The organism is Pseudarthrobacter sp. 01T43, assembly GCF_056398665.1.
Genome location: NZ_JBFTPV010000001.1, coordinates 266,426 through 278,682, shown reverse-complemented (window position 1 = coordinate 278,682; position 12,257 = coordinate 266,426). Strand labels below are relative to the sequence as shown.

Sequence of the window (12,257 nt, the reverse complement as noted above, 5' to 3'; positions counted from 1 at the left end):
TTTTTGTAGCGGAGGGTTACGTGACAGGTTCAGTCCAGGGAACGCAGGTGGTGGGGCGGGTGGCGTCGCTGCTTCGCCTGGTCGGCAAAAAGCCTGAGGGCAGCTCCCTCACCGGCCTGGTCCGCGAATCCGGCCTGACCCGCCCCACCGTCCACCGGCTCCTTACTTCCCTTGCCGCCGAGGGGCTCCTGGACCACGATGCCCGGAGCGGCAATTGGATTTTGGGCCCGGAAATGTTCCTGCTCGGATCCGTGGCCGCCGCCCGCTTCCCTTTTGAAGACATCGCCCGCCCCAGCCTGCGCCGGCTGGCCGAGGAGACCGGGGAGAGCGCCTTTTACTCCATCCGCCGGGGCCAGGAAGCGGTCTGCGTCCTGCGCGAGGAGGGCAGCTTTCCGGTGCGCTCCTTCGTCCTGCATGAGGGGGTCCGGTTTCCCCTGGGCGTTGCCTCAGCCGGGACCGCCATCATGGCTTTCCTGCCCGGGGAGGAACAGGCGGCGATCCTGTCGGACTGGGATCAGCACGCCGGAACCTTTGCCACGGGCCACCGACAGGACATAGTAGCCAGCAACCTCGAGCGGACCCGGTTGCACGGCTATGCCGTTAATCCCGGATTGATCCTTGAGGGCAGCTGGGGGATGGGGGCCGCCGTGTTCGACCAGCAGGGGCGCCCCGTCGGAGCGCTGTCGCTGACCGGTATTGAGCCACGGTTCCGCCCGGAGCGGCAGGAGTTCCTGGGCAAACTGCTGATGGAGGAAGCCCATCGAATGAGCGCCAAGCTACCCGTCGGGAGGCCGGCAGCTTCCGTCTGAGGCCCGGTCCGCCGGCCGGAACGCCCCCTAGAAATTAGTAGGAAGTCCGAGTAGATTCGGGTTCAAAGATGACCACATGCGAAGGAGCATTCGATGGTGCACGAACTTTCACACTACGTGGGCGGCCAGCGGGTCGACGGCACGTCCGGGCGGTTCAGCGATGTCTTTGACCCCTGCACCGGCCAGGTGCAGGCGAGGCTGCCGCTGGCCAGCAAGGAAGAGGTGGCCAACGCCATCGCGAACGCCGAGAAGGGCCAGGTTGAATGGGCGGCCATGAACCCGCAGCGCCGCGGCCGGATTCTGCTCAAGTTCGTGGACCTCGTCAACGAGAACATGGACGAACTGGCCACGCTGCTGTCCTCCGAGCATGGCAAGACCTTTCCGGACGCCAAGGGCGATATCCAGCGCGGCATCGAAGTGGTGGAGTTCGCCGCCAACGCCCCGCACCTGCTCAAGGGCGAGTTCTCGGACAGCGCCGGGACCGGCGTCGACGTCCACTCACTACGGCAGCCGCTCGGCGTCGTCGCCGGCATCACGCCGTTCAACTTCCCCGCCATGATTCCGCTGTGGAAGTCAGGTCCGGCGCTCGCCGCCGGCAACGCCTTCATCCTCAAACCCTCCGAGCGCGATCCCTCCGTACCGCTTCGCCTGGCCGAGCTGTTCAGCGAGGCCGGGCTGCCGGACGGGGTGTTCAACGTGGTCAACGGGGACAAGGAAGCCGTTGATGCGCTGCTTGAGGACCCGCGGGTGAAGGCGATCGGCTTCGTGGGCTCCACGCCGATCGCCCAGTACATCTACGCCACTGCGGCGGCGCACGGCAAGCGCGCACAGTGCTTCGGCGGGGCGAAGAACCACATGGTGATCATGCCCGACGCCGACCTGGAGATGGCTGCCGACGCCCTGATAGGTGCCGGGTACGGGTCTGCCGGCGAACGCTGCATGGCCATCTCCGTAGCGGTGCCCGTGGGCCAGAAAACAGCCGATGCTCTGGTGGCCAAGCTCACCGACCGGATCAAGGGGCTCAAGGTGGGGCACAGCCTGGACAAGGACTCGGACTTCGGCCCGGTGGTGGCGGCATCTGCGAAGGACAGGATCGAAGGCTACATCCAGTCCGGCATCGATGAAGGCGCAACGCTGGTGGCTGAYGGCCGCGGGCTCACCGTGGCAGGCTACGAAGACGGCTTCTGGGTGGGCCCCACGCTCTTCGACAACGTCACCAAGGACATGAAGATCTATAAGGAAGAGATCTTCGGCCCGGTCCTGAGCGTCCTCCGCGCGGCCGACTACGACGAGGCGCTGCGGCTCTGCTCCGAGCACGAGTTCGGCAACGGCGTCGCGATTTTCACCCGGGACGGCGACGCCGCCCGCGACTTCGCCAGCCGCGTGGAGGTGGGAATGGTGGGCATCAACGTCCCCATCCCGGTGCCCATCGCCTATTACACCTTTGGCGGCTGGAAGGCTTCCGGTTTCGGGGACCTCAACCAGCACGGCGCAGACGCATTCCGCTTCTACACCAAGACCAAAACGGTCACCACCCGGTGGCCCTCCGGCATCCGCCAGGGTGCCAGCTTCGTGATGCCGGCTGGCAGCTGATGACGGGTTCCCCCGGATTGGAGCAAACCGCCGAAACGGTCGCCGAAGTCCTGTTCGAGCGCCGCGGCCGGCTCGGCGTCGTCACCCTCAACCGCCCCAAGGCCGTTAACGCGCTGAACGCCGGCATGGTGGAAGCCATGCTGGAGCAGCTCACCGCCTGGGCTGGCGACGATGCTGTGGCCACGGTCCTCGTCCACGGCGCCGGGGACCGCGGACTGTGTGCCGGCGGGGACATTGTGGCCATTTATCGGGACATGCTGGCGGGAGGAAGCGCCACCGCCGGTTTCTGGGCGGCGGAATACCGGCTGAACCTGCTCATCGCCGAATACCCCAAGCCCTACGTGGCTTTTATGGACGGGCTGGTGCTCGGCGGTGGCGTGGGGATCTCGGCGCACGGCTCGGTCCGCATTGTCACGGAGCGCACCCGCACCGGCATGCCGGAAACCACCATCGGATTTGTGCCCGACGTCGGCGGCACACTCCTGCTGTCCCGCTCGCCGGGGGAATCGGGCACGCACGCCGCCCTCACGGGCGCCCACCTCAGCGGGGCTGACGCCCTCTTCCTGGGCCTCGCAGACCACTTTGTGCCGTCCGAAAACCTTCCCGCGCTGGCCGAAGCGCTGGAAAGCTCGACAGCGGCAGCCGCCGTCGCGCGCTTTGTCCGGGAATCGCCGGCCTCGTCGCTGGAGGAACAGCGCGAGTGGATCGATGCTGCCTATGCCACCGACGACGCCGAGGAGATTGTCCACCAACTTCGCGCCTTCGGAGGGGAAGCGGCGGACGCCGCCGCCACCATCGAAGCGAAGTCACCCACGGCCGTAAAGCTCACGCTCGAATCGCTGCGGCGCGTGCGCGGGCTCTCGCTCGAGGAAGCGCTGGCACAGGAATACCGTGTGGGTGTGCGCTCCCTCGCCGGGCCGGACTTCCGCGAAGGCATCCGCGCCCAGGTAGTGGACAAGGACCGCAATCCGAAGTGGAAGCCGGCGTCGCTCGCTGAAGTGACCGCGGCCGACGTCGACCGCTACTTCGCGCCGCTCGGCGACCGTGAGCTCAACCTGCACTCAAAGGAGTCCGACCATGTCTGAGCTTGCACCTTCTGACAGCGCAGCTACGGGGACCATCGCCTTCCTCGGCTTGGGCCACATGGGCGGCCCCATGGCAGCCAACCTGATCAAGGCCGGGCACAGCGTGGTGGGCTACGATCCCGTGCCGGCGGCCGTCGAGGCAGCCAAAGCTCACGGCGTGCCCATGACCGCTTCCGCGGCGGAAGCGGTGGCCGCCGCCGCCGTCGTGCTCACTATGCTGCCCAGCGGGCAGCATGTCCTGGACCTCTACCGCGGCGTGGACGGCGCGCCAGGCCTGCTGTCAGTTGCGGCACCGGACACCATGTTTTTGGACTGCTCCACCATCAATGTTGACGAGGCCCGCGAGGCCGCAGCGATCGCGCTGGAGGCCGGGCACCGCTCCGTGGATGCACCGGTTTCCGGCGGAGTGGTGGGTGCCGAAGCCGGCACGCTGACGTTCATGGTGGGTGCGCTGCCTGAAGACTTCGCGACCGTGAAGCCCATCCTGGAGTTGATGGGAAAGCGCATTGTGCACTGCGGGGACCACGGTGCGGGGCAGGCCGCGAAGGTCTGCAACAACATGATTCTGGGTGTGTCCATGATCGCCGTCAGCGAGGCGTTCGTCCTCGGCGAAAAGCTGGGCCTGACGCACCAGGCGCTGTTCGACGTCGCTGCCAACGCTTCCGGCCAATGCTGGGCGCTGACCACCAACTGTCCCGTTCCCGGCCCCGTGCCCACCAGCCCGGCGAACCGCGACTACCAGCCCGGATTCGCCGGCGCGCTGATGGCCAAGGACCTGCGGCTCGCCCTCAATGCGCTGGAAAGCACCGGCGTCGCCGCCCAGTTGGGGCCGCTGGCCTCCAAGATCTACGACGAGTTCGCGGCCGGGGCCGGCGCGGGACGCGACTTCTCGGGCATCATCACCGACATCCGGGACAAGTCCGCCACGTAGCGTTGGCACTGGTCCATCCATTACACACAAAAGGGGCACGGCTTGGCGCAGCAGTACGAAAACATCCTGGTGGAACAACGTGGCCGGGTGGGTCTGGTGACCCTCAACCGGCCACAGGCACTCAACGCCCTCAACAAGGCCACCATGGAGGAGGTCGTAACAGCCGTCACCGCCATGGACGCAGACCCCGGCGTGGGTGCGGTGGTGATCACCGGATCGGAAAAGGCCTTCGCCGCGGGCGCGGACATCAAGGAGATGTCCTCAAAGGGCTATATGGAGATGTACGCGGCGGACTGGTTCCGCAGCTGGGAAAGCCTGACCCGGCTCCGCATCCCGGTAGTGGCGGCGGTATCCGGCTTCGCCCTCGGCGGCGGCTGCGAGCTGGCGATGATGTGCGATGTCATCATCGCGGGCGACAACGCCAAGTTCGGCCAGCCGGAGATTAACCTTGGTGTCATCCCCGGCATGGGCGGCTCCCAGCGCCTCACCCACGCCGTCGGCAAGGCCAAGGCCATGGACATGGTCCTCACCGGACGCATGATGGACGCCGCAGAAGCCGAACGCGCGGGACTTGTCTCACGCGTGGTGCCCGCCGCGTCCGTGGTGGAGGAAGCCCTGAAGGCCGCCGAAGTGATCGCGTCCAAGTCCAAGCCTGCCGCCATGCTGGCCAAGGAAGCCGTCAACGCGGCTTTTGAGCTTGGGCTCGCGCAGGGAGTGCTGTTCGAACGCCGGGTGTTCCACTCGCTGTTTGCCACGGACGACCAGAAGGAAGGCATGGCCGCGTTCAGCGAAAAGCGGCAGCCGGATTTCAAGCACCGCTGAACCCCCATCCATTGATCCCCACCGGCACCCTCACCTCGCAAGCTCGGTCAGGGAACCCTGCCGGCGTGGGCCCTAGGCCTTTTTGAGCCGCCAGAACGGCAGTTACGGAGCACTCGATGGTGCGTGGCCCGGCGTCACGCCTTGAGGACCCGGGGCCGATCGATGAATTCGATGACGATGCCGTCCGGGTCGGTCACCGAGCCGATGCTGCCGACCCCGCCGGCGGCGGGCTTTGCCGGGCCGTCCGGTTTGCCTCCGATCGAGACCACATACGCAAGGGTGGCCTCGACGTTGTCAACGGCCAGGGCGATGTGATGCAGGCGTGGTCCGCCATGGAAATCAGGCAGGATCTCCACCACATCCTCGTTGTGGTGGAGATAGGTGAGCGTCGTGCCCAGGGCGGGGATGGGGATTTGCTTCGCCACTGCCATCCCAAGTTCGCGGGTGTAAAAGCTGAACGTGCGGTCGTGGTCTGACGCTTGAAGCGCGAAGTGATCAATGGCTTGAATGTGAGGGTGCGGCACCGTGCCACTGCGGAGCGGGAGGTCCCGCTGGAGCAGCTCGATCGAGACGCCATCGGGGTCGCGCACAATTGCCTGGCGTCCCGCGCCGGAACCTGCGAGCCGGGGTTCCACCACCGGCTCGGCACCCTGCTTCACGATCCGTGCGAAGTCTTCGTCCAGGTTGTCAGTGTAGAAACCGAGATGATTCGCGCCGACCGGCAATGCGTTATCGGCAAAGTACAACAGCTCCACAAGGCCTTGAGCAAGCTGCAGGTAGGCGATTTCCATTCCGGACGCCTCGACCTTGGTCCCCCAGACTTTTTTGGCTCCGAGCAGGTCCGTGTAGAAGTCCACCGACTTTTCGAGGTCCGAGACGACGATACCTATGTGGTTCAGTTCGTGGATCATGGCGTTTTCCTTTTCGATTGCTCAGCGCTGAACGCCGGACGCAGCGGTCCCGACGCGGTAAGGGGCCGAGGTGGGGGAGTCGATGACCTCAGCCAGTTCAACGGCAAGGCCGGTTGTGGCGGCGCGGTAGATCGCATGAATAGTGGTCAGCGTGCCCGCGGCATCCGCGATGGTGGTCAGCGCGCGCTCGCCGGTGCGAATGGCGTTCACGAGGTCGGCATACTGCCGCGCATGGCCGGAGGGGCTCGCCGTCGCGTCGCGGTTGCACGCGTGGTGGGGAGCGATCACCTGATTGCCGGCTCCGTGGAGTCCCATGTCGTCAACCTGGGTGCCATCGGCGAGGTGAAGGTAGCTGAGGCCTTCGTGCTCGATGATGGCGCTGCCGCGCGTGCCCATGATCTGGAGCCTGGTTGCGAGACCTGGGTATGCCGCTGTGGTGGCGTGGACGGTGGCCAAGGCGCCGGAGGCAAATTCAATGACGGCCGCCAGGGTGTCTTCAACCTCAATTCGCTCGTGGGCGAGTCGGCGGCTGCTGGCGTTAACACGTACTGGTTGGCCGAGGAACCAGAGGAGCAAGTCCAGTGTGTGGATTCCTTGGTTCATCAGCGCCCCGCCGCCGTCCTGGGCCCATGTTCCCCGCCACTCAGCGCGGTCATAATACGCCTGGCTGCGCCACCAGCCCACAGAAGCAACTCCGGATGTGAGCTGCCCCAGGCGACCCGCATCAAAGGCGTTTCGCAAGCTCGTAGCGGCCGGACTGAACCGATGCTGGCTTACGGACGCCGAGACAAGGCCTCGCTCTTCCGCTCTTGCAGCCACCTGTGCGAACTCCAGCGTGCGCGCGAGGTCCACATCGAGCGGCTTTTCGAGAAAGAGGTGACGCCCGGCGTCGACTACGCGGGTTCCAATGTCAATGTGGGTGCCCGTAGGGGTAACGACGGAGACGAGCTGCACCCGTTCGTCACGCAGCACCTCATCCAGGGTGCAGGCCCTAACGGCAGGAGCACTCCAGGAGTTTCGATGCTTGTCGATGAACGCCTCGGCGCTGGCGACCGATCGTGAGCCGATGGCAACAAGTTCAAGGCCATCAGTGCGTTCAATGGCTTCGGCGTGTGTCTTCGCGATGGCGCCGGTGCCGATGATCGCAGTCCCGATGGGCGCACTCATGCTCCATCGCCGCCAGGCCGGCTATCTGTTTCCGGGGTCGAATTTGGTCGCACAGCATGCCTCCTCAGGCAGTCGGTTGCACAGAAGGCCTGTTCAAGATTAAAGGGGTTCGATTAAGCAATTTAGCGCCTTCTCAGGACTTTTGGCAATCGGTTGCCACAAATCGTCATTGTCTGGCAAGACTGTTCACTCGCTCCGGTTCGATCGGCACCGCACGCGAAGGTGCTGCGCTTCCGGCGCGAGGCGAATCAGTCCGTGAAGTCGCCGGCGGCCTTGCGGAAATCGCCCAGGACCCGGAGCAGGTGCTCCACGTCGTCGTCCGCGAAACCCGACTTGCCGAAGACCTCGGTGTTGAGCGCCGCCGTCGCGCGTTTGGCCAGCCTGCGGCCCCCGTCCGTGAGTTCGATCAGGGTTGTCCGTCCGTCCGTTGGATGCGGGGAGCGGGCCACCAGCCCGGCCTGCTCCAAACGGTCGACGGCGTTGGTCACCGAGGTGGGATGCACCTGCAGGAGCGCGCTGGCTTTGTTCATGGGCAGCGCGCCGCTGCGGGCGAAGCTCAGCAAAGCGAGCAGCTCATAGCGTGCGAAGGTCAGCCCGAAGGGCTTGAGGACGGCCTCGATCCGGCCCAGCAGGATCTGCTGGGTGCGCATGATGGCGGTGATGGCGGCCATCGGCGCGGCGACGTCGCCCCAGCCGTGTCGTTCCCAGTTCTGCCTTGCCTCGGCGATCGGGTCGCGGGGGAGCGGGCTTCCCACGGTTCCTCCTGACATTGCCGGGGTCTGTGAGGCGGCCGCGCGACTCACCTCACCAGCAATATACTAGGACTTCCAAGGGTATGGAAGGTGCCGCGAAGGGTCCCTTACTTCCACCAGGTGTCGAAGATGGTCACCGGCACGGTGCGCTTGTGCCGGGTTCGCAGGTACTTCTGTTCGATCAGTTCGGCCGCCGCCTCCGGGATGTCCCGGCCCTCAAGGTAGTCGTCAATCTGGTCGTAGGTGATGCCCAGTTCGTCCTCGTCGGTGCGGCCCGGCCTGTCATCGAGAAGGTCTGCGGTGGGCACCTTCTCCCAGACGCGGGCCGGTGCACCCAACTCCGCCAGGAGTTCGCGGTTCTGGCGCTTGTTCAGCCCGAACAGGGGCAGGATGTCCGCTCCGCCGTCGCCGAATTTGGTGAAGAATCCGGTGACGGACTCCGCGCCGTGGTCGGTGCCGATCACCAGGTAGTTGTGTTCGCCGGCGAGGGCGTACTGGGCGATCATCCGGGTGCGGGCCTTGGTGTTTCCCTTGTGGAAATCGGAAATCCCGTTTCCAACAGTCTTCTCGAATTCGTCCTCGAAGCCATCCACAGCGGCGGAGATATTGAAAGTCCACTCCGTTTTCGGCTGGATGAAGTCGAGGGCGGCCTGCGCGTCGTCTTCGTCGTGCTGGACGCCGTACGGCAGACGGACGGCAACGAAATTTGCTTCCACGCCCTCGGCTTCAAGCTCCTCCACGGCCAGTTGGGCCAGGCGTCCGGCGAGGGAGGAATCCAACCCGCCCGAGATGCCCAGCACAAAGCCTTTCGTGTGGGTAGCCCGGAGGTACTCCTTCAGGAAGCTCACGCGCTTGCGCACCTCCCCGACAGGATCGATCCGGGGCTGCACGCCCATTTCTTCAATGATGGTGGCCTGGAGTTCGCGCATGTGATCCAGCCTAGTCAGAAGTGTCAACAACGCTCAATTATGTCCCCCGGAGATGCGCGGCGTGTCCCCAGGCGCCGGCCTCGCAGTCCGCCGGCCTCACGCAGACCGCTGGCTCCCACAGTCCGGCGGCTTGACGAAGCCTGCGGCTTTACAAGGACTGCGGCGCCGGCCCGGTGGAACCGCGCACCGTAAGGTGCGTGGGCATCAGGGACCGGCTGCGGCTGCCGCCGCCGGCCAACGGGTTTAGCTGGGCCAGCAGCATGGACACGGAGACTCGGCCCGCCTGCTCGATGGGGGATGCCATGGTGGTCAGCGGGGGATTGCAGAAGTCCGCTCCGAAGATGTCGTCGCAGCCCACCACGCTCATGTCCTCGGGTACCCGGATGCCGCGTTCGCGCAGCCGCTGGAGCATGCCGATGGCGATGAGGTCGTTGAAGGCGATGCACGCCGTCACGCCCGAGTGGACCGCGGCATCGGCGGCCGCAGCGCCCGATTGCGTCTTGGGGGCAAAGGGGCCAAGCCGGCGCACTTCCACCCCGCGGTCCTCGGCGGCGGCGGCCAGCGCATTCCAACGCAGGGTACTCGACTGCGACGTAAGGGGACCGGCCATGTAGGCGATGCGGGTGTGGCCGAGGGAGATGAGGTGGTCCAGCGCCTGGCTGGTGGCAGAGGGCGTGTCTATGACCACCGCCGGCACCCCGGCCACGTCCCGGTTGATGGTGACAATAGGAATCTTCGCTGCCGCGGCCAGCAACGCCTCGTCACTGAGCCTGGACGCCGTAACAATGATGCCGTCAGCGCTCTTGCGCAATTGCTCCATGCTGCTGGCCTCCACCTCGTCCGACTCCTCCGTGTCCACGAGCAGCTGGGTGTAACCGGCCGCCTTGAGCTGCAGCTGGGTGCCCCTGATCAGGTCGAAGTAGAAGGGGTTGGTGATATCCGGGACCAGGACGCCAACGGCGCCCGTGCGTCCCGAGCTCAGGGCTTTCGCCTGGCTGTTCGGAGTGTAGTTCAGCTCCGCGGCTGCCGCCTCGATGCGTGCGCGGGTGCGGATGTTGACCCTGTCAGGGGTGGAAAGTGCGCGTGAAACGGTGGATGCGGCCACCCCGCACATGGCGGCGATGTCGTGGATGGTGGCAGGACGCTCTGATCCGGCTGTTTGCATCGCCATGGCGTTCCTCTCTGAACGGGACAATACGGGCACTGTGACGATAACCACAGCCCTGATGCTCCTAGATTGCCATACGATGTCAACATTTGGCAATCGGTTGTCATGATTAGTGCGGGTGTCTAGACTTAGTCCAGAACTTTGTGAAGCAAGTCACCCCCGACGCCGGAGCGGCATTCAGGCTGACCCGCCGCGGGCAAACCCTAAGGAGATCCCTGTGACCGCAACATCCAGTGCAGCATCAACCACCACCTGGCAGCTCTCCGGATTTGGCGACGAGGTAGATCCGGATCCGGCCGTCCAGGCCGCTGTCATGCTTGCCCTCGGCGCCAGCTACATCGAGGTCCGCAGCGCCTGGGGCGTGAATGTCTCCGAACTGACGCCCGAGCAGGTGGCTGAGCTCAAGGAAATCCTCGACGCCAAGGGCCTGAAGGTCTCCGCGGTGGCAAGCCCCATCGGCAAGGTGGACATCGGCCTGCCCGTTGAGCACGAGGTGGAGCGCCTGCGCCAAATCATCTCCGTGGCCAAGGGCTTGGACACGAACTACATCCGCATCTTCTCTTTCTACCGGAGTGAAGCCCAGACGCCGGAAGAAATCCGCGACGACGTCATCACCCGCATGCGGGCACTCGCCGACGAAGCCGAAAGCGCCGGCGTCGTACTTCTGCACGAAAACGAAAAGGATATCTACGGCGATACGCCGCAGCGCGTCCTGGACATCATGGAATCGGTCAATTCCCCGGCACTGCGGGTTGCGTGGGACAACGCCAACTTCGTCCAGGTGGGGGTCCGGCCGTACACCGACGGCTACGCCATGCTCCGCCCGCACCTTGAGTACCTTCAGGTTAAGGACGCCGTCATGGCTACGGGTGAGGTGGTGCCCGCCGGCGAAGGTGACGGCGAACTGGACGCCACCGTCGCAGCCCTCAAAGCAGACGGCTACGCGGGCTTCGCCTCGCTGGAGCCGCACCTGGCCATCCAGCATGAGCTGGGCGGCTTCTCCGGGCCGGTTGCCTTCGGTGTCGCGGCGCGAGCCTTCGCCACGCTTGCAGCCAAGAATGGAATCGAGCTTTCGTGACGGGGCTCAAGGCCGCAGTCATCGGCTGCGGGGACGTTTCGGCGGTTCACTTCGAAGCCATCGCAAAGCTCGACGGCGCCCGGCTGGCCGGGGTGTGCGACACGGACCCCGGCCGCCTCGCCGCCGCAGTGGCTGCTTACGGCGTTCCGGGATTCTCGGACCACGCCAGCCTCATCGAGGCCGTCGGCCCGGACGTTGTGCACGTCACCACGCCGCACAACACCCATGCCGCGATTGCCGCTGCCTGCCTCGGCCGGGGCGTCAATGTCATTGTGGAGAAGCCGCTGGCGCACACGCTTGAGGAGGGCCGCCGGCTGGTGGAGGCGGCCAAGGCAAGCACCGCCAAGATTGCCGTGTGCTTCCAGAACCGCTACAACTCCACCGCCCAGGCCATGCACTCACTTCTGGCTTCCGGTGACCTGGGCGCGGTGGTGGGTGCCTCGGCCACCGTCATGTGGCACCGCGACGCGGCCTATTACCGCAGCCGGCCCTGGCGCGGCACCTGGGAAGGCGGTGGAGGCGGGCTCATGATGAACCAGGCCATCCACACGGTTGACCTGCTGCAATGGCTGGTTGGCGAGGTGGTATCTCTCTCCGGCAATGCGGCCACCAGGTTCCTGGGCGAAACCATTGAGGTGGAGGACACCGCGGAGTTCGTGGCGGAGCACGCCAACGGGGTGCGGAGCGCTTTCTACGCCACCCTGGCCAATGCCGTGAACGCGCCTGTCACCTTGGACATCGTCACGGAGAAGGCCACGCTCAGCCTGCGCGGGGACCTGACCGTCACGTATGCGGACGGCCGGGTGGAGGTGGTGCCCGAGCGTGTGGTGGAATCCGGCGGACGCGCCTACTGGGGTGTCTCGCACGAGTTGCTCATCAGTGACTTCTACGCCCGGCTCGGTGACGCCGACGCCTTCTGGATAGACGCGGCCGAAGCGGAAAAGTCCTTGCGAATCGTCAAGGAAATCTACCGCCAGGGCTATCCGGATTCAGTGGAAAAGGTCTCCTGAGC

At 65.5% G+C, this 12,257-nt stretch carries 12 protein-coding genes; 7 read left to right on the top strand and 5 right to left on the bottom strand.

Annotated elements, in window-relative coordinates; genetic code table 11:
* Positions 1-20: 20 nt before the first annotated feature.
* The 5 genes from AC1DIM_RS01275 (at position 21) to AC1DIM_RS01255 (ending at position 5,240) form a co-directional block, all read left to right on the top strand.
* Positions 21-809: an IclR family transcriptional regulator gene (locus tag AC1DIM_RS01275; protein WP_477708679.1), complete on the top strand. Its 789-nt coding sequence runs from the start codon at positions 21-23 to the stop codon at positions 807-809.
* 93 nt (positions 810-902) lie between these two features.
* Positions 903-2,402, top strand: a complete 1,500-nt coding sequence (locus AC1DIM_RS01270) for a CoA-acylating methylmalonate-semialdehyde dehydrogenase (RefSeq protein WP_477708678.1) — start codon at positions 903-905, stop codon at positions 2,400-2,402.
* Positions 2,402-3,487, top strand: coding sequence for an enoyl-CoA hydratase/isomerase family protein (locus AC1DIM_RS01265; protein ID WP_477708677.1), 1,086 nt, complete (start codon positions 2,402-2,404; stop codon positions 3,485-3,487). The genes AC1DIM_RS01270 and AC1DIM_RS01265 overlap by 1 nt, the downstream gene beginning before the upstream one ends.
* Complete coding sequence (gene mmsB / locus AC1DIM_RS01260) at positions 3,480-4,418, top strand: 3-hydroxyisobutyrate dehydrogenase (RefSeq protein WP_477708676.1); 939 nt, start codon at positions 3,480-3,482, stop codon at positions 4,416-4,418. Before AC1DIM_RS01265 ends, mmsB begins: the two co-directional genes overlap by 8 nt.
* A 42-nt stretch (positions 4,419-4,460) precedes the next feature.
* Entirely contained in the window at positions 4,461-5,240 is a 780-nt protein-coding gene (locus AC1DIM_RS01255) for an enoyl-CoA hydratase (RefSeq protein ID WP_477708675.1), read from the top strand.
* 134 nt (positions 5,241-5,374) lie between these two features.
* Here the strand turns inward: AC1DIM_RS01255 and AC1DIM_RS01250 are convergent, their stop codons facing one another.
* The 5 genes from AC1DIM_RS01250 to AC1DIM_RS01230 all read right to left on the bottom strand — a co-directional run bounded on the left by AC1DIM_RS01250 (position 5,375) and on the right by AC1DIM_RS01230 (position 10,164).
* Positions 5,375-6,151 carry a VOC family protein gene (locus AC1DIM_RS01250; RefSeq protein ID WP_477708674.1) on the bottom strand — a complete coding sequence of 259 codons (777 nt, stop codon included), beginning with the start codon at positions 6,149-6,151 and terminating at the stop codon, positions 5,375-5,377.
* 21 nt (positions 6,152-6,172) lie between these two features.
* Positions 6,173-7,318, bottom strand: a complete 1,146-nt coding sequence (locus AC1DIM_RS01245) for a Gfo/Idh/MocA family protein (protein ID WP_477708673.1) — start codon at positions 7,316-7,318, stop codon at positions 6,173-6,175.
* Between the two features lie 248 nt (positions 7,319-7,566).
* Positions 7,567-8,073, bottom strand: coding sequence for a MarR family winged helix-turn-helix transcriptional regulator (locus AC1DIM_RS01240; protein ID WP_477708672.1), 507 nt, complete (start codon positions 8,071-8,073; stop codon positions 7,567-7,569).
* Between the two features lie 104 nt (positions 8,074-8,177).
* Complete coding sequence (gene nadE, locus AC1DIM_RS01235) at positions 8,178-8,999, bottom strand: ammonia-dependent NAD(+) synthetase (RefSeq protein WP_477708671.1); 822 nt, start codon at positions 8,997-8,999, stop codon at positions 8,178-8,180.
* A 148-nt stretch (positions 9,000-9,147) separates the two neighbouring features.
* Positions 9,148-10,164 (bottom strand): LacI family DNA-binding transcriptional regulator, encoded by a 1,017-nt coding sequence (locus AC1DIM_RS01230; protein ID WP_477708744.1) that lies wholly within the window; start codon positions 10,162-10,164, stop codon positions 9,148-9,150.
* A 220-nt stretch (positions 10,165-10,384) separates the two neighbouring features.
* Here AC1DIM_RS01230 and AC1DIM_RS01225 point away from each other — a divergent pair, with 220 nt between their 5' ends.
* Both AC1DIM_RS01225 and AC1DIM_RS01220 read left to right on the top strand, forming a co-directional pair.
* A complete protein-coding gene (locus AC1DIM_RS01225) occupies positions 10,385-11,245 on the top strand; it encodes a sugar phosphate isomerase/epimerase family protein (RefSeq protein ID WP_477708670.1) in 861 nt (286 codons plus the stop codon).
* Positions 11,242-12,255, top strand: coding sequence for a Gfo/Idh/MocA family protein (locus AC1DIM_RS01220; protein ID WP_477708669.1), 1,014 nt, complete (start codon positions 11,242-11,244; stop codon positions 12,253-12,255). Before AC1DIM_RS01225 ends, AC1DIM_RS01220 begins: the two co-directional genes overlap by 4 nt.
* Positions 12,256-12,257: the final 2 nt, after the last annotated feature.